The 16793-nt window shown below is 64.8% G+C and carries 11 protein-coding genes and 1 pseudogene; 4 read left to right on the top strand and 8 right to left on the bottom strand.

What is annotated here, in order from left to right; translation table 11 throughout:
- Positions 1 to 5: 5 nt before the first annotated feature.
- Positions 6 to 939, bottom strand: a pseudogene (gene cbiB / locus PW947_RS20980) (adenosylcobinamide-phosphate synthase CbiB).
- Positions 939 to 1511 carry a bifunctional adenosylcobinamide kinase/adenosylcobinamide-phosphate guanylyltransferase gene (cobU, locus tag PW947_RS20975; protein ID WP_299634304.1) on the bottom strand — a complete coding sequence of 191 codons (573 nt, stop codon included), beginning with the start codon at positions 1509 to 1511 and terminating at the stop codon, positions 939 to 941. The pseudogene cbiB and the gene cobU overlap by 1 nt, the downstream one beginning before the upstream one ends.
- Positions 1512 to 1715: 204 nt before the next feature.
- Here cobU and PW947_RS20970 point away from each other — a divergent pair, with 204 nt between their 5' ends.
- A complete protein-coding gene (locus PW947_RS20970) occupies positions 1716 to 3254 on the top strand; it encodes a cobyric acid synthase (protein WP_299634593.1) in 1539 nt (512 codons plus the stop codon).
- A 43-nt stretch (positions 3255 to 3297) separates the two neighbouring features.
- Here the strand turns inward: PW947_RS20970 and PW947_RS20965 are convergent, their stop codons facing one another.
- On the bottom strand, positions 3298 to 3717 hold the full coding sequence (locus PW947_RS20965; protein ID WP_299634303.1) for a PaaI family thioesterase: 420 nt from the start codon (positions 3715 to 3717) through the stop codon (positions 3298 to 3300).
- A gap of 222 nt (positions 3718 to 3939) precedes the next feature.
- Here PW947_RS20965 and PW947_RS20960 point away from each other — a divergent pair, with 222 nt between their 5' ends.
- Positions 3940 to 4569: a ParA family protein gene (locus PW947_RS20960; RefSeq protein WP_299634302.1), complete on the top strand. Its 630-nt coding sequence runs from the start codon at positions 3940 to 3942 to the stop codon at positions 4567 to 4569.
- A 63-nt stretch (positions 4570 to 4632) separates the two neighbouring features.
- Here PW947_RS20960 and panD read toward each other — a convergent pair whose 3' ends face one another.
- From panD to PW947_RS20940, 4 genes are all read right to left on the bottom strand, one after another.
- Positions 4633 to 5019 carry an aspartate 1-decarboxylase gene (gene panD / locus PW947_RS20955; RefSeq protein ID WP_299634301.1) on the bottom strand — a complete coding sequence of 129 codons (387 nt, stop codon included), beginning with the start codon at positions 5017 to 5019 and terminating at the stop codon, positions 4633 to 4635.
- 60 nt (positions 5020 to 5079) lie between these two features.
- Complete coding sequence (panC, locus tag PW947_RS20950) at positions 5080 to 5913, bottom strand: pantoate--beta-alanine ligase (RefSeq protein WP_299634300.1); 834 nt, start codon at positions 5911 to 5913, stop codon at positions 5080 to 5082.
- A 195-nt stretch (positions 5914 to 6108) separates the two neighbouring features.
- Complete coding sequence (locus PW947_RS20945) at positions 6109 to 6996, bottom strand: ScpA family protein (RefSeq protein ID WP_299634299.1); 888 nt, start codon at positions 6994 to 6996, stop codon at positions 6109 to 6111.
- A gap of 2 nt (positions 6997 to 6998) precedes the next feature.
- Positions 6999 to 7184 carry a DUF3460 family protein gene (locus PW947_RS20940; RefSeq protein ID WP_299634298.1) on the bottom strand — a complete coding sequence of 62 codons (186 nt, stop codon included), beginning with the start codon at positions 7182 to 7184 and terminating at the stop codon, positions 6999 to 7001.
- Between the two features lie 685 nt (positions 7185 to 7869).
- On the opposite strand from PW947_RS20940, the gene PW947_RS20935 reads away from it, so the two are divergent.
- Positions 7870 to 9609, top strand: coding sequence for an autotransporter assembly complex family protein (locus tag PW947_RS20935; RefSeq protein WP_299634591.1), 1740 nt, complete (start codon positions 7870 to 7872; stop codon positions 9607 to 9609).
- 88 nt (positions 9610 to 9697) lie between these two features.
- Positions 9698 to 14203: a translocation/assembly module TamB domain-containing protein gene (locus PW947_RS20930; protein ID WP_299634297.1), complete on the top strand. Its 4506-nt coding sequence runs from the start codon at positions 9698 to 9700 to the stop codon at positions 14201 to 14203.
- A 104-nt stretch (positions 14204 to 14307) separates the two neighbouring features.
- Here PW947_RS20930 and metG read toward each other — a convergent pair whose 3' ends face one another.
- Positions 14308 to 16461, bottom strand: coding sequence for a methionine--tRNA ligase (gene metG / locus PW947_RS20925; protein ID WP_299634296.1), 2154 nt, complete (start codon positions 16459 to 16461; stop codon positions 14308 to 14310).
- Positions 16462 to 16793: the final 332 nt, after the last annotated feature.

Here is a 16793-nt window from a genome sequence, read left to right as displayed (position 1 = left end):
GCCTGTCATTGAAACGGAACGCTCGACAGCGCGAGCACGATCAGCACTGCCAGCCACAACGCCAGCGAGCGCTCGACCAGCCGCAACGCGGCGGTGACGTGCGCGGGCGTGGCGTCCTGCCCGACGCCGAGCAACGGACGCGTCTCCACGACGCCGTGATACGTTGCCGCGCCGCCGATCACCACGTTCAGGCTGCCCGCGCCCGAGGCCATCACCGGGCCGGCGTTCGGGCTGTCCCAGCGCGGCGCCTGCTGACGCCAGCAATCCCACGCGGCGCGCGTGTCGCCGAGCAGCGCGTAACTCGCGGCCGTCAGCCGGGCGGGGATCCAGTTCAGCACGTCGTCGATGCGGGCGGCGGCCCAGCCGAAACGCAGATAACGCGTGTTCTTGTAGCCCCACATCGCGTCGAGCGTGTTGGCGAGCCGAAACGCGAGCGCGCCCGGACCGCCCGCAATCACGAACCAGAACAGCGTGCCGAAGATCGCGTCGTTGCCGTTTTTCCAGCGCGGATTCGACGGCGGCGCGCGATAACGCGGGCGCATCGGCATTGATGGTGTCGCGCGACACGATCCGCGAGGTCAGGCGTCGCGCTTCGTCGAGATCGCGATTCATCAACGCACGGCCGATCGGCGCAATATGCTCGCGCAAGCTGCGCGCACCGAGCGCGAACCACAACAGCCCGACGTGCAGCACGCACGCAGCGCCGAACGGCAGCATCACGGCGAGCCACGCGCTCACCAGAACCGGCGGAAACACGGCGAGGCACCATGCCAGCAAGCCTTTCATCCGGCCGCGCCGGCCGGTGTTGTAGTGCAGTTCGAGCTGCATCGCGAGCTTGCCGAATCCGACCAGCGGATGACGGTTGCGCGGCTCGCCGATCAGCCGGTCTACGGCGACGCCGGCCACGGCCAGCGTGGCGATCAACGGCAAACTGAGCATCATGGACGGCCCGCCTGCGAAGTGGATGGCGCGGACGGCTTCAACACCAGCGGCAAGCCCGCAACCATCATCGTCACGTGCGTGCACATGGCGGCCACGCGCTGGTTCAAACGGCCGAGTTCGTCGACATACAGACGAGTGGCCGCGCCGAGCGGCACGACGCCCAGACCGATCTCGTTGCTGACCACGACGATCTTGCCGCGCGCGTCGTTCAGCGCGGCTTCGAACGCGGCGAAATACGTCAGGTGATTGCCCTCGAACGGTGCGTCGTCAGGGGGACACAGCAGGTTCGCGAGCCATAGCGTCAGGCAGTCGATCAGGATGCATTGGCCGGGTGCGTCGGCCGCGCGGACGGCGCCGGCCAGGTCGAGCGGCGCTTCGCTCAGCGCCCAGTGATCCGGACGGCGCGCGCGATGATGCGCGATGCGCGCGGCGAACTCGTCGTCGTTCGAGACGCGAGCGGTCGCGATGTACGTGACAGGGCGCGCGCTGTCGCTCGCAAGCTGTTCGGCATGCGCGCTTTTGCCCGAGCGGGCGCCGCCGAGGACGAAGGTGAGGTCGCGTGAAATCATCGTGCGATTGTACCGGCGCGTCGGCGCGGATTGCGCGAACACGGCCTTGTCCAGAAGTCATAGGCGGACAATTTATCGGGTTCGCGATGGGATAATGCGTGCATCCGAATCCGATACTTTTGCCATCACGTGACCACTTCCTTCGAGTCTCTGTCCGTTTCGCCCGACGTCACGTCGGCAGCGCACCCGCTGCGCGGCACGCTGATGATCCAGGGCACCACGTCCGACGCCGGCAAGAGCACGCTGGTCGCGGGCCTGTGCCGTCTCGTGCGGCGCGCGGGGGTGAAGGTCGCGCCGTTCAAGCCGCAGAACATGGCGCTGAACAGCGCGGTCACGGTCGATGGCGGAGAAATTGGCCGTGCACAGGCGTTGCAGGCGATCGCTGCGGGCATCGCGGCGCATACGGATCTGAACCCGGTGCTGCTTAAGCCGACCAGCGACCGTGGCGCGCAGGTCATCATCCACGGCCGCGCCCGCATGAATCTCGATGCACGCGCGTATCACGACTACAAACCGGTCGCGTTCGAAGCGGTGCTGGCGTCGTATGCGCGCTTGCAGTCGAACTACGACGCGATCTTCGTCGAAGGCGCGGGCAGCCCGGCCGAAATCAATCTGCGCGATCGCGACATCGCCAATATGGGCTTCGCGGAAGCGGTGGACTGCCCGGTCGTGCTGGTCGCGGATATCGACCGTGGCGGCGTGTTCGCGCATCTGACGGGCACGCTCGCCTGTCTGTCGGAAACCGAGCAGGCGCGCGTGGTGGGTTTCATCATCAACCGGTTTCGCGGCGACGTGAGCCTGCTGAAGCCGGGGCTCGACTGGCTGGAAGCGAAGACCGGCAAACCGGTGCTCGGTGTCGTGCCATATCTGCACGGTCTCACGCTCGACGCCGAAGACATGTTGCCGCGCGAGTTACGCGCGGCGGACGCGGGCGGCAAGCCGCGCTTGCGGGTGGTCGTGCCCGCGCTGCCGCACATCAGCAACCATACGGATTTCGATCCGTTGCGCGCGCATCCGCAGGTCGATTTCGAGTACGTGCGCAGTGGCACGACGCCGCCGCCGGCGGATCTGATCATTCTGCCGGGATCGAAGAACGTGCAGGGCGACCTCGCATTTCTGCGCGCACAAGGCTGGGACGCGGTGTTGCAGCGGCATTTGCGATATGGCGGCAAGGTGATCGGAATTTGCGGCGGCATGCAGATGCTGGGCCGCGAAGTGGCCGACCCGCACGGCGTCGAAGGCGCGCCGGGCAGTGTCGCGGGTCTCGGCTGGCTCGACTATGCGACCACGCTCACGCGCGACAAGACGCTGAAAAACGTCAGCGGTACGCTGGCGTTGCCGGGCGCGCCGCAGGTGATCGGCTACGAGATTCATATGGGCGAAACCGGTGGCCCGGCGCTCGATGCGCCCGCGTTGCGATTGGCCGAACAGCTCGGCGACGGCAACGGCAATGCGGAAGGCAAGAACGGCGAGAACGACGACGGCGCGGACCGCGTGAACGCAGCTGCAGCGCAACACACGCGCCCCGACGGCGCGTTGTCCGCCGACGGACAGATTCTCGCCACCTACGTGCACGGCCTGTTCGACACGCCCGCCGCATGTTCGGCGCTGCTCGCGTGGTCCGGTCTCGCGGACGCCGACGCGATCGATTACCCGGCCATGCGCGAAGCCTCGCTCGACCGGCTGGCCGACACGCTCGCCGAACACGTCGATCTAGCCCGGCTTTTCGCGACGATCCGCTGACGCTGGCAGCGGTGGGTCCGGGGCCGGTGGCTTGCGGTCAGTGTCAGTACAACACCATCTGCGTGCAGCGGAATAGCGCGATCGCCTTGCCGTTTTCGTCGCTGACGGTGGCGTCCCACACTTGCGTTGTGCGCCCCAGATGCGCGGCTTTTGCAACGGCGCGGATCACGCCGTCGCGCGCGGTGCCGAGGAAGTTGCTCTTGAGTTCGACCGTCGTGAAATTGCGGGCGGTCTCCGGCAGGTGTGCGAAGCATCCGTAGCCGCATGCGGTATCCGCGAGTCCGATCACGGTCGCGGCATGCAGAAAGCCGTTCGGCGCGAGCAATTCGCTGCGCACCGTCAGCTCCGCCGACAGCATGCCGTGTTCGAGCGCGGTCACGCGAAACCCCAGCAGATCCGGCAGTTTGCCGCTCTGACGTTCGTGCAACGCATCGATCGTGAATTCCGGGCGCAATGTGCTCATGGTGAGTCGTCCTGTGAGAGAAAAAGCGAAAAAGCCGGTACGGGTGCAGTGGCGAATTCCCTTAGGAAACGGTCGCCGGACTTCGGCCCGGTTGCATTTGCCGATATTATCAACGGCTGCAACCGGTGAGCGCCGAGCAACGCAGACGCTCGCCGGCGCAATCGCAGATCGCATCAAGCGGCAAACCGGCTGGCCGGACCAGCCTTCTTTCCGGGAGAATTCATGACGGTGATCGTAGTAGCGAATCCTAAAGGCGGCGTGGGAAAAAGCACGCTGTCGACCAATCTGGCCGGATATTTTGCGGCTGCCGGGGAGTGGGTCGCGCTGGCGGACCTCGACCGGCAGCAGTCGGCTCGGGCGTGGCTCGAATTGCGTCCCGACACCTTGCCGAAGATCGAAGCGTGGGCGGTCGATCCCGACTCGCCCGCGAAGCCGCCCAAAGGCCTGGAGCGCGCGGTCATCGACACGCCCGCGGGCCTGCACGGCAACCGGCTCAATCTCGCGCTGGGTTTGGCCGACAAGGTGATCGTGCCGCTTCAGCCGTCGATGTTCGATATTCTGGCCACGCAGGAATTTCTCGAACGTCTCGCCAAAGAGAAGGCGGTCCGCAAGGGCGCGATTCAGGTCGGGGTGGTGGGGATGCGGGTCGATGCGCGCACGCGCTCGGCGGAACAGTTGCACCGCTTCGTCGAAGGTCTGAACCTGCCGGTGCTCGGCTTTCTGCGCGACACGCAGAACTATGTGCAGCTTGCCGCGCACGGCCTGACGCTGTGGGATGTCGCGAAAAGCCGCGTCGATAAAGATCTGGAACAGTGGCAGCCGATCGTCGATTGGGTTGACGCGAAGGCATGACGGGCGGGCCGGTCGGCCCGCCGCGAGAGGGTTGTCAGGCGGTCGCGCTCACGCCTTGGGCAATCAGGTCCAGCTTTGGGTCGGCACGTGATCGCGGCTGCCCTTGATCCGGTTGTTGTCGTCAACGAACACCAGATCCGGCTTCCAGCCCGCCTTCAGTTCGGCGTCATCGACGGCCGCGAAAGCGGCGATGATCACCAGATCGCCGAGCTGCGCACGCCGTGCCGCAGATCCATTCAGCGAAATCATCCCGCTGCCGCGCTCGCCCTTGATCGCGTAGGTCGTGAAGCGCTCGCCGTTATTGATGTTCCAGATGTCGATCCGCTCGTTTTCGACGATATTCGCTGCTTCGAGCAGGTCTTCGTCGATCGCGCACGAGCCTTCGTAGTGCAGCTCGCAATGCGTAACGGCGACGCGGTGAATCTTCGACTTCAGCATGTGACGTTGCATGGCAATTTCCGTGATGTTGCGTGACTGCTTGGATGACGGCGTTCGGAACTTCCGGCTGCGTCAGATTTCGAGGTTGTCGATCAGTCGCGTCGCGCCGATCTTCGCCGCAGCCAGCACCACCAGCGGCGCTTCGGCGTCCTGCGCGCCCGGCGGCAGCAGGTTCGAGCGCTTGCGCACCGCGATGTAGTCCGGTTGCCAGCCGCGCGCGGCGAGTTCCGCCATTGCCGTGCGTTCGAGCTTCGCGAAGTCCCGCTCGCCCGCCAGCGCCGCGTCGCGCACGCGGTTCAGCGCGGCGGCCAGTTGCGGCGCTTCGGCGCGTTCGGCGGTCTGCAGATAACGGTTGCGCGAACTGAGCGCGAGGCCGTCCGCGTCGCGCACGGTTTCGGCGGCGATGATGTCGGTGGGCAGCGCGAACTGGTTGCACATCTGACGCACGATCATCAGCTGCTGATAATCCTTCTTGCCGAACACCGCGACGCGCGGCTGCACGCACGACATCAGCTTCATCACGACCGTGCAGACGCCCTGGAAGAAGCCGGGACGGAATTCGCCTTCCAGAATGTCGCCCAGGTCGTGCGGCGGATGCACGCGATATTCCTGCGGTTCCGGATACAGATCGCGCTCGGTCGGCGCGAACAGCACGTAGACGCCTTCCTTTTGCAGCTTGTCGATGTCGGCTTCGAGCGTGCGCGGGTATTTGTCGAAATCTTCGTTCGGCCCGAATTGCAGACGGTTGACGAAAATGCTCGCGACCACCGGGTCGCCGTGCTGGCGCGCGAGGCGCATCAACGACAGATGGCCTTCGTGCAGATTGCCCATCGTCGGGACGAAGGCGGTGCGATTCTGGCCGCGCAACTGGTCGCGCAATTCGTGGATCGAGCTGATGACTTTCATAATCGGACGGTGTTTTCCTCGCGCGTCACGCGCCTCTTCCGGCTACCCGGGTTTGAGCGCGGGATTGTAGTGGATTTGCGGCACTGTCGCACCGGAAAGAGGCGTGCGTAGGGGGATGTCCCGACTCTGCACCGAAATGGATCAGCAGATGCCGTGCCGCGGCCGTGGTGACGGCCATGACGCCGGCCGGAAAACTCAGGCCGGCAGGTAGGCGAGGCGCACGTAGATCGGGGCGAACGGTTCGGCCTGGGTAATTTCGACCAGCGATTCACGCGACAACTCCAGCATTGCGATGAAGTTGACCACCACCACCGGCACGCCGCGGGTGACGTCGAACAGTTCGGTGAATTCCATGAAGCGCGACGACTGCAGTCGCCGCAGGATCACGCTCATATGCTCGCGCACCGACAGTTCCTCGCGCGAGATCTTGTGATGCTGGACCAGTTTCGCCCGCTTGATCACGTCGGCCCACGCGGCGCGCAGGTCGTCGCTGTTCACGTCGGGAAAGCGCGGCGTGCTGCTTTGCTCGATATAGACGTCGGCGCGCAGGAAGTCGCGGCCCAGTTGCGGAATCTGGTCGATGCGCTGTGCGGCCAGCTTCATCTGCTCGTATTCGAGCAGACGGCGCACCAGTTCCGCACGCGGATCTTCGGCTTCATCGCCGGTGTCGGCTTTCTTGACCGGCAGCAGCATCCGCGACTTGATTTCGATCAGCATCGCCGCCATCAACAGATATTCGGATGCGAGTTCGAGATTGGTCTCGCGCAACTGCTCGACGTAACCGAGATATTGCACGGTGACATCCGCCATCGGGATGTCGAGCACGTTGAAGTTCTGCTTGCGGATCAGGTACAGCAACAGATCCAGCGGCCCTTCGAAGGTCTCGAGAAACACTTCGAGCGCGTCGGGCGGAATGTAGAGGTCGTGCGGAAGCTTGAAGAGCGGCTCGCCGTACAGGCGCGCGAACGCAATGCCGTCGATGACATTGGGCGTCGAGTCGGTAGCGGGCGCGGCCAGCGCAGCGTCCGGCTGAACCGGACCGTGCTGGTTGGCCTTGTGGCGCGCCTCGTCGGCGGCGGACACGTTTAGAAGTTCTGGTAGTAGACGTAAGGCGTCTGCTGAACGCGCGAAGCCTTCTGCTCGGCACGCTCGTCGAGATCGACCGGCTGCTTGTCCCACAGCAACGAACGGCCGCGACGCTGCTCGGCTTCCAGCGAGGGCTTTTGCTCTTTCAGCTGATTCAGAAACTGGGTGATGTCCGACTGATACATGGCTCGACGTCCAATTGAGAGAGAGGGCTACCGTCTCTTTAAAATCTTTTGAGACAGGAACCGTGGTCGGGCGTAATTTTACCGCAAGCGTCGGCGCGAACCCAATCCGGCCGACAATTCTTCGATAAAAGTGCTGGAACGATGCGGCGCGTGTCGCGTCCAAGCCGGGCTGCCGATGCGCGGCCGGCTCGTCGAAAACGGCCGCGCGCCGCGCCGGATGGGCGTTTGAACGGATTGCGCCGGATTTGCGCCCCATTTTAGTCGCGGTCTGTGGCAAGCTTGCATCGGCGGTTCTCGATCCCGCGCACGCAGCCGCCAATATCCAGATCAATACGCCACAATCCAGTGTTTGCAGGGCTGTCCGGTCTTTTTTCAAGATCGCGTCGGGCCGTGCCCTTGTGTTCAAATAGCGTGCTTCGGTGCGTGGCGGTCACAGCGTCCATGGCGTTGCATGACGGTCTCCGGCGGTCCTTGTCGCGCGCGGTTTCGCTCTACGGCACGACGATTTTTCAACAGATTGACTGACAACGGCTGGAGGTCCTGTTTGACGGGGTGTGCGATCAGAACGCCGCACGGGCGGAGCAGGCAGGCGGCAGCGGCGCGATCCTTCGGGCGCACGCATCTGGCCGCGTTGATCTCGTTCCTGCCGCTGACGCTGCGCGGGTGCGTCGCGTGCGCGGTCGTGATGCTGGGCTTCACCGCGCCGTTTGCGTCGCGCGAGGCGCAGGCCGCGTGGTTCTCGCGCCATCATGCGGCGTACACCGTCGACATCGAGGCCACGCCGCGCGATCTGCGCAAACTGCTCGAAGCGCACCTGGATATTTCCCGCTTCGCAAAGCGCGACGACATCAGCGAAGACCAGTTCGAATTTCTCGTCACCGCGACGCCGCAACAGGTGCGCGATCTCGCTTCCACCAGCGGTTATTTCACGCCGGTCGTGCGCACCGACGTGCGAACCGTCGACGGTCGCAAGCACGTGACGGTCAGCGTCGATCCCGGGCCGCTCACCACCATTTCGTCGATCTCGCTGTCGTTTCGCGGGCCGATCCTGACCGAAGCGCCGGAGCAGGAAAACGCCACGCGCTTTGCGTTTTCGCTGCACGAAGGCGACCCGTTTTCGCAGGCAGGCTGGAACGACGCGAAGAACGACGCGCTGAAGGCCTTGCAGTCGAAGCGTTATCTGGGCGCGAAAATCGCGCGCTCGGTCGCGCGGATCGATCCGCGCACGCACGACGCAAAGCTCACCGTGTCGTTCGACAGCGGTCCGACCTTCACGATGGGGCCGCTGGACGTGTCCGGCACGCGGCGTTATCCGGAGCACATCGTCACGAACGTGAACCCGATTGCGGTTGGCGATGTGTACGACGTGCAGCGCGTGACCGAGCTTCAGCGGCAGTTGCAGAACACGCCGTACTACGCGAGCGTCGCGATCGACGTAGACAACGACACGGCCAAACCCGCCGAAACGCCGGTTCACGTGAAGGTCAGCGAATATCCGTATAACAGCGTGCGCGGCGGTATCGGTTATTCGACCGATAACGGTCCGCAGGTGCAGGGCGCGTATTCGTACCTCGACACCTTCGGCAAAGCGTGGCCTTTCTCGATCGAAGGACGCATCGACGAAGTCCAGCAGTACGGTCAGATCCAGCTGGCAATGCCGCCGGGCGCGCGTGGCTGGACCAACAGTGTGTTGGGTTCCTATACGACCACGGATGTGTCCGACACCCGCATCTACAGTATTCGTGCGGGCGTGCAGCGAACCCGCACCTCGCAGTACATCGATTACTCGTATTCGATCCTCTACTACCAGGACCGGCTGGACCAGAACGCCATCGCGCCGACCACGAGCCGCGCGCTGGTGCCCGCGTGGTCATGGACCCGCCGCAATACCGACGACCCGTTGTTCCCGCGTTCGGGCAACCTGATTCACGTCGAGGCGGGCTTCGCGGTCAAGCATATGCTGACCGACCAGAGCTTCGTGCGCGGTTACGCGCGCGGCCAGCAGTACGTCCCGATCGGCAAGGCCGACATCATCGTGTTTCGTGCGGAAATGGGCGGCGTGTTCACGAGCGGGCCGTCGAGCGGCGTGCCGGCGTCGCTGCTGTTTCGCGCGGGCGGGTCGAATTCGGTGCGCGGCTATGGCTTCCAGAGCATCGGTAACAACGTCGACGGCTCGATTCTGCCCACCAAATATCTGCTGACCGGCAGCGGCGAGTATCAGCACTGGTTCAACCACGATTGGGGCGCGGCCGCGTTTTTCGATATCGGCACCGCGACCGATACCTGGGGCGAAAAAGTGTTCTATCCGGGCGTCGGTGTCGGCGCTCGGTGGCGCAGCCCGGTCGGTCCGGTCAACGTCGATATCGCCTACGGCATTCGCAACAAGAGCGTGCGTCCGTATCTGACATTGGGGATCGCGTTCTGATGCGACATGCGATTTCTCCGACGGAATTTTTCCTGACATCCTATTCAGCCGTGCCGACTGTCTTGCACTTCATTCGCCACTTTTCCGTATGACGACGGACGCTTCCGCCAACCCGCCTCCGCACTCCACCGGCGACGCCACGCCCGGTGGGACCGGCGACGCCGGTACGCCGCCGCAGCCGCCCGCTCCCGCGCCGCGCCGTCGGCGTCGCGGGTGGCGTGTGCTGGTGTGGGTGCTGGCCGTGCTGGTGTTGCTGGTCGCGCTGGGCGTGGGCTTGCTGTACGGCGCGCTGACGACCGAGCGCGGCACCGCGTACGCGTGGCGCGCGGCGGTGAAACTGCTCGATGGACGACTCACTGGCACGCTCGAAGGCGGCGCGCTGTCGCGTGGCGTGCGGCTCGATCACGTGGCCTGGCACAGTCTGGACAGTCGCGGCACCGATATCCGGATCGACCGGATCAGCGGGCGTTGGGCGCTGACGCGCGCGCCGTGGCGTTTCGCGATCGACTACTTACACGTCGGCACGATCGACGCGCGGATCGGTTCGTCGTCGTCGTCGAGCAGCGGTCCGGTCAGCTTGCCGAAAGACCTGCTATTGCCGATGCAGATCGAGATTCGCGATATCAGCGTCGAGCGGCTGCTGCTGCATCAAGGTTCGTCGACCACCGAGTTTTCGCGTTTCCAGTTCCACGGGCGCAGCGACGGCCGGCATCACGAGGCCGCCGTCGATCGGCTCGATACGCCGTTCGGCGCGGTCACGGCTTCGGCGAAACTCGATGGCGTGCAGCCGTTTCCGCTGACCGGCGACCTCGGCTATTCGGGCAAGGTCAACAACGAAGCGGTGCAGGTCGGCGGTCATCTGTCCGGCTCGCTGGAGAACCTGCTCGCCGAACTCGATGCGAGCGGGATGAAGCTGAGCGGTCACGCGCGCGTCGAAGCCACGCCGTTCAGCGACGTGCCGTTGCGCCGCGCCACGCTGACCTTCGATCACGTGAATCCGCAAGCATTCGCGCCGGGCGCGCCCGCGGCCGATCTCGCGGTGCGTGCGGATCTGTCGCCGGTTGGTGCGGGTGCGGGCGGGGGCGTAGGTGCGAGCGCGAGCGCGGGCACAACGCCGAAAGCTGCGGCGAGCGCGGTCGGCGCGTCGGGCTTGCCTCGCGTCGCCAGCATGGCGAGCGCGGTTAGCGCCGCCAGCGCAGCCACGGCCTCTTCGCCACAAACCCGTCCCACGGACGAAAACCCCACCGCCGGCGAACGTGCGGCGGGCTTCGCGGTGGCCGGATCGGTATCGATCGTCAACGCGACACCGGGCGCGATCGATCAACACCTGTTGCCGCTGATCGACGCACACGCCGACATCCGGCTCGACGCGCAGGCGCAGCGCATTTCGAACCTGAACGTGCGCCTCGTCAAAAGCGCCACGCTCAAGGGCGGCGGCGCGCTGACCGGCAAGCGCGGCCAGTTCGATTTCCAGGTCGCCGGTCTCGACCTGAACGCACTGGAAGCCACGGTCCGTCCGACCCAACTCGCCGGACCGGTCGCGATCCGCCTGAACGACGACATCCAGAGCGTCACGCTCGATCTCGCCGACCCGAAGGCCGGTCTGCGCGCGCAAGGCAAGGTCACGCTCGATCCGGCGCGCACCAGCTTCAGCGACGTGCGCGTGACCTCGGGCAAGGGCCGCATCGATCTGTCGGGCGCGATCAAGCACGACACGAATTCGACGTACAACCTGAAGGCGCAACTGACCGATTTCGATCCATTGTCGCTGACCTCGCAAATGCCGTCGCGCACGCCGGTGGACTTGCCGAAACCTTCGACGTCATCGAAAGCGGGCAGCCAGTCCACGTCCGGTTCTACACCGAAGCCCGAAAACCGGGCTGAAACCCGGCCCGCGCCGAAACCCGCCGGGAAGGCTGCGGGTAAAGCCACACAATCCGCGCAAGGCGCGAACGAAGGTCCGGTCGCGGACGCGGCGAAAGCGGTCGCCCAGGCATCGGTCGACGCCACCGCGAATGCGGTCAAAACCGCCGCCGCGAAGCCGCCGCGCAAGGACGCGCCGGTCAGAGGCAAAGCCAAAGGCCGCGCGACCGCCACGCCCGCGCACCGGATCGACGCGCGCGTGAGCGGCACGCTGAGCGCAGCGGGCGTGCTCGGCCCGACCTTCACCACCAAGGCCGATTTCAAGCTCACTCAAAGTGTCTACGACGGTTTGCCGCTGACGGGCGCAGGCACGATCCAGCTTGCCGGTTCGCGCATCCTGCCGAGCCGCGCGGAATTGTCGGTGGCAGGCAATCAGGTCAATCTGCAAGGCAGCTTCGGCGCGCCCGGCGACCGCTTGCGCTTCCGCGTCGACGCGCCTGCGCTCGACCGGCTCGGCTTCGGTCTCGCGGGCGTGGTCGCGGCGGACGGCGATCTGACCGGCTCGTTCGCGCATCCGAACGTCGTGCTGAACTACAAGGCGGACAGCGTCGTGTTCGGCGCCAACCAGGTCGGTCACGCGGAAGGTCATGCCGAGTTGCGGGACGGCGCGAACGGCGCGCTGGTGTTCTCGACCGATGCACGCAACCTGCGCACCGAAGGCGTCGAACTTGCCACGCTGACTGCGCATCTGCGCGGCACGCGCGCGAGCCACACGCTCGACGTCGCGACGACCGGCAAATTGCAGGGGCAGCCGCTCGATCTGACGTTGAACGCGAACGGCCGTCTGACCGACGCGCGCGACGGCACGCATTGGGACGGCACGCTGTCGCATCTGCAAAATCGCGGCACGCCGGCATTGAATCTGGAAATGCCGCTGACGATCGGCGCCAGCGCGAACCGGATCACGCTCGGTTCGACGCGGCTCACGCTCGAAGGCGCGGTGCTCGATCTGAAGGCGTTCGCTTTCGATCGCGGGCGCATCCAGTCGGCGGGATCGTTGACGTCGGTGTCGCTGACGCGGCTGATGGAACTGAAGCAGCAGATCACGGGCACGCCGTCCACGTTGAAATCGGATCTCGTCTTCGACGGCGACTGGGATTTCGCGCTCGGCGACACGGCCACCGGCCATATCCAGATCAAGCGGCGCACCGGCGACGTGACGGTCGAAGTGGGGCGCGGGCTGGCATCGCTGGGTATTACGGATCTGTCGGCGCGCGCCGACTTCAGCGCGGGCAACCGGATGAACGCGACGGTGCACGCGCAGGCCAGCCGCCTCGGCGTGATCGACGCCGACGCCCACACGAATCTGGCGATGCGCGATGGCCGTCTGACGGTCAACGAGGAAGCGCCGCTCAGCGGCAGCGTCAACGCGAACGTGCCGTCGCTGAAAACCACCGGCGGTCTGTTTGGCCCGAGCTATCTGCTCGACGGGCATCTCGCGTTGAAGCTGGCGATCGGCGGCACGGTCGCGAAGCCGAATCTGTCGGGCTCGCTGATCGGCGACGAACTGTCGGCCACGATGGTCGATCAGGGCGTGCAGTTGAAAGACGGCGTGATCCGGATCGCGCTGTCGCAGAACCTCGTCGACTTCCAGCAGGTCGAGTTTCACGGCGCGAGCGGAACGCTGCGCGCCTCCGGCCGCGTGCGCCTGGACGGCGCGGAGCCGGACATGAATGCGAGCATCGTCGCGGACAAGCTGGAACTGTTCGCGTCGCCCGACCGGCAATTGTCGCTGTCGGGCAGCGCGAGCGTTGCGAATGCGGGCGCGCAGGGCGGCATGGCGATCAACGGCAAATTCACCGTCGATCACGCGCTGTTCGATTTGCCGGAGTCGTCGGCGCCGTCGCTGGGCGACGACGTGGTGGTGGTTCGGCCGGACGGCACGGTGATCGGCGAGAAGCAGCCTGAGGTGCCCGGCAGCGAAAAGCCGGTTGGCCGGTTCGCGCCGCGCGCCAATATCGATATCGACCTCGGCAAGGATTTCCGTTTCCGCGGTCAGGGCGCCGATCTCGGGCTGCGCGGCACGATCACCGCGATGAGCGCGCCGAACCTGCCGCTGCGCGCAGTCGGCAATGTCCGCGTGACCGAAGGCTCGACGTACACGGCGTTTGGCCGCAAGCTCGGCATCGAGAACGGCTTCTTCACGTTCAACGGTCCGGTCGCGAATCCGGGCATCAATATTCTGGCGATGCGCCGCAACCAGCAGGTCGAGGCGGGCGTGCAGGTGACGGGGACGGTGCAGTCGCCGAACGCCAAACTGGTGTCCGAGCCCAACGTGCCGGATAACGAGAAGCTGTCGTGGCTGCTGTTCGGCCACGGCACGGATCAGGGTAACAACCTCGGTCAGCAAAGCACGATGACGACCGCGCTCGCGTTGCTCGGCAGCGCGAGCGGCAAACGTATCGCGCAGACCTTCGGTCTCGACGAGTTTTCGGTTGGACGGAGCGAGGTGGGCTTGACGGACCCGCAGGTGGTGATGGTGTCGAAGGCGATCAACGAGTGGCTCGTGATCGGCTACGAACAGGGCTTGCAGTCGGCGAGTAACGCGATCAAGGCGACCGTCAACCTGACGCGTTACTGGTCGGTGGCGGCGTATAGCGGCACCTTCGACGGCGTCGATCTGCTGTACACACGGCGTTTCGACCGCTGGCAATGGGGCGGCGGCCAGTAGCGATGTTCGTGATGGCAAGCCGGGCGACCGGGCATAAAAAAAAGGCACGTCGAAAGACGTGCCTTTTTTGTTTCGCCGCGTATTTTCGCGACGTGAGTATTGCCTTACTTCACGCGCATACCCGGCTTCGCGCCGCTGTGCGGTTCGAGGATGTAGAGACCCGGCTCGGCCTTCTCGTCAGTCGCCGACGCCGCCAGCACCATCCCTTCGGACAGACCGAACTTCATCTTGCGCGGCGCGAGATTCGCGACCATTACCGTCAGCTTGCCGATCAGTTGCTCCGGCTGATAAGCCGACTTGATACCCGAGAACACGTTGCGGGTTTTCTCTTCGCCGACGTCGAGCGTCAGTTGCAGCAGCTTGTCCGATCCTTCGACGGCCTTGCAATCCACGATCTTCGCAATCCGCAGATCGATTTTCGCGAAATCGTCGATCGAGATGATGCCGTCTTCGGCCGGGGCGGCGGCGCCGGTCTTCGCCTTTGCCTTCGCAGCGGCTTTCGCCTTCGCGGCTGCATCGGCGTCGGCGGCGGCAGGCGCGGTGCCCGTCGGCTGCAACGAATCGCGGTTCGCGGCCAGCAACGCCTCGACCTGCTTCGGATCGACCCGCGTCATCAGATGCTTGTACGCGTTGATCGGGCTGGCCGAGCTGAGCGGCACGTTAGCGTGCGCCCACGTCAGCGGCTCGATGCCGAGGAACGCCTCGACCGATTCCACGACCTTCGGCAGCACCGGCTTCAGCGCCAGCGACAGCAGGCGGAATGCCTCGACGCTGACCGAGCAGGTCTCGTGCAGCGCGACCGAGTTGGCCGGATCTTTGGCCTGATCCCACGGTTTCGCGCTGTCCACGTACGCGTTGACGGTGTCGGCGAGGTCCATGGTCTGACGCAGCGCACGGTTGTACTCGCGCGCCTCGTAGCTTGCCGAGATTTGCGGAATCGCCGCGCGCAGGTTGCCGAGCAGCGGGTGTTGCATCGCGCTGTCCTGGATCTTGCCGTCGAAACGCTTGATCAGGAAACCGGCCGTGCGGCTCGCGATATTCACGAACTTGCCGACCAGATCGCTGTTCACGCGCGCCTGGAAGTCGTCGAGGTTCAGGTCGAGGTCTTCCATCGTGCTGTTCAGTTTGGCCGCGAAGTAGTAGCGCAGCCATTCCGGATTCAGGCCGGTGTCGATCACGCTTTTCGCGGTGATGAAGGTGCCGCGCGACTTCGACATCTTCGCGCCGTCAACCGTCAGAAAGCCGTGCGCGAACACGTTGGTCGGCGTGCGATGACCCGAGAATTCGAGCATGGCCGGCCAGAACAGCGTGTGGAAATACAGGATGTCCTTGCCGATGAAGTGATATTGCTCGGTGGTCGAGTCGCGACGAACCCACGCGTCGAAGTCGAGACCGCGCTTTTCCGCGAGGTTCTTGAAGCTCGCGTAATAACCGACCGGCGCGTCGAGCCACACGTAGAAATACTTGCCGGGCGCGCCCGGAATCTCGAAGCCGAAATACGGCGCGTCGCGCGAGATATCCCAGTCGGCCAGCTTCGCTTCGCCGCTGTCGCCGAGCCATTCGCGCATCTTGTTGGTCGCTTCCGGCTGCGCCAGACCGCCCACCCACTTGCGCAGGAAATTCTCACAGCGCGGGTCGGACAGACGGAAGAAGTAATGCGTCGACGTCTTACGAACCGGCGTAGCACCCGATACGACCGAGTAAGGATTGATGAGGTCGGTAGGCAGATACGTGGAACCGCAGACTTCGCAACTGTCGCCGTACTGGTCTTTCGCGCCGCATTTCGGGCACTCGCCCTTGATGAAACGGTCCGGCAGGAACATTTCCTTGACCGGGTCGTACGCCTGTTCGATGTCGCGCGCTTCGATCAGACCGGCTTCCTTCAACGCCAGATAGACGGACTCGCTGAGCACGCGGTTTTCGTCGGAATCGGTCGAGTAGTAGTTGTCGAACGAAATGCCGAAGCTGTCGAAGTCGCGCTTGTGTTCTTGCCAGACGCGGTCGATCAGCTGCTTCGGCGTGATGCCTTCCGACTCGGCGCGCAGCATGATCGGCGTGCCGTGGGTGTCGTCGGCGCCGACGTAATAGACCTCGTGCCCATGCATTCGCAGCGACCGGACCCAGATATCCGTCTGGATATATTCGACCAGATGGCCGATATGGATTTGCCCATTCGCATAGGGAAGGGCGGACGTGACGAGAATCTGGCGGCGGCCCGACGGCGCGCCTGCGGTGAGATCGGTTGCGGGTGCTGACATAGGGTGGTGAGGTCTTGCGAGGGACGAAACTTCGATTCTAGCAGGGGGGCCGCGCCGCGCGGCGGGGAGAGAACGCACGGCTGTCGTGCGGTTGCGCGTGCAAAACGGGCCGCGGCGCGCGGAATTGCAGGCAAAAAAAACCGGGGCGATTGGGCCCCGGAGCAACAACGACAAGAGGAGAATGGTGACGCAGCCGCTTTCAAACAGCCACGTACCGTAAAGACAGACAGCCGGATTTCGACAGAGTTCGAAATTTTTTTCGATCTTTGCACCGCGCGTGGTCCGGCAGTTCTTACATCCGGGAGCGGCGTCTGGGACTTTTTCCGGCGTCG

Source organism: Paraburkholderia sp. (genome assembly GCF_028283785.1).
Taxonomy (GTDB): Bacteria; Pseudomonadota; Gammaproteobacteria; order Burkholderiales; family Burkholderiaceae; genus Paraburkholderia.
This window is presented reverse-complemented; position numbering and strand designations above follow the sequence as displayed.

What these genes read in the sequence shown, in the direction of transcription:
- cobU (WP_299634304.1), bottom strand. Translation starts at nt 1,511, where the DNA reads ATGATTTCACGCGACCTCACCTTCGTCCTCGGCGGCGCCCGCTCGGGC.
- PW947_RS20970 (WP_299634593.1), top strand. Translation starts at nt 1,716, where the DNA reads ATGATCCAGGGCACCACGTCCGACGCCGGCAAGAGCACGCTGGTCGCG.
- PW947_RS20965 (WP_299634303.1), bottom strand. Translation starts at nt 3,717, where the DNA reads ATGAGCACATTGCGCCCGGAATTCACGATCGATGCGTTGCACGAACGT.
- PW947_RS20960 (WP_299634302.1), top strand. Translation starts at nt 3,940, where the DNA reads ATGACGGTGATCGTAGTAGCGAATCCTAAAGGCGGCGTGGGAAAAAGC.
- panD (WP_299634301.1), bottom strand. Translation starts at nt 5,019, where the DNA reads ATGCAACGTCACATGCTGAAGTCGAAGATTCACCGCGTCGCCGTTACG.
- panC (WP_299634300.1), bottom strand. Translation starts at nt 5,913, where the DNA reads ATGAAAGTCATCAGCTCGATCCACGAATTGCGCGACCAGTTGCGCGGC.
- PW947_RS20940 (WP_299634298.1), bottom strand. Translation starts at nt 7,184, where the DNA reads ATGTATCAGTCGGACATCACCCAGTTTCTGAATCAGCTGAAAGAGCAA.
- PW947_RS20935 (WP_299634591.1), top strand. Translation starts at nt 7,870, where the DNA reads ATGCTGGGCTTCACCGCGCCGTTTGCGTCGCGCGAGGCGCAGGCCGCG.
- PW947_RS20930 (WP_299634297.1), top strand. Translation starts at nt 9,698, where the DNA reads ATGACGACGGACGCTTCCGCCAACCCGCCTCCGCACTCCACCGGCGAC.
- metG (WP_299634296.1), bottom strand. Translation starts at nt 16,461, where the DNA reads ATGTCAGCACCCGCAACCGATCTCACCGCAGGCGCGCCGTCGGGCCGC.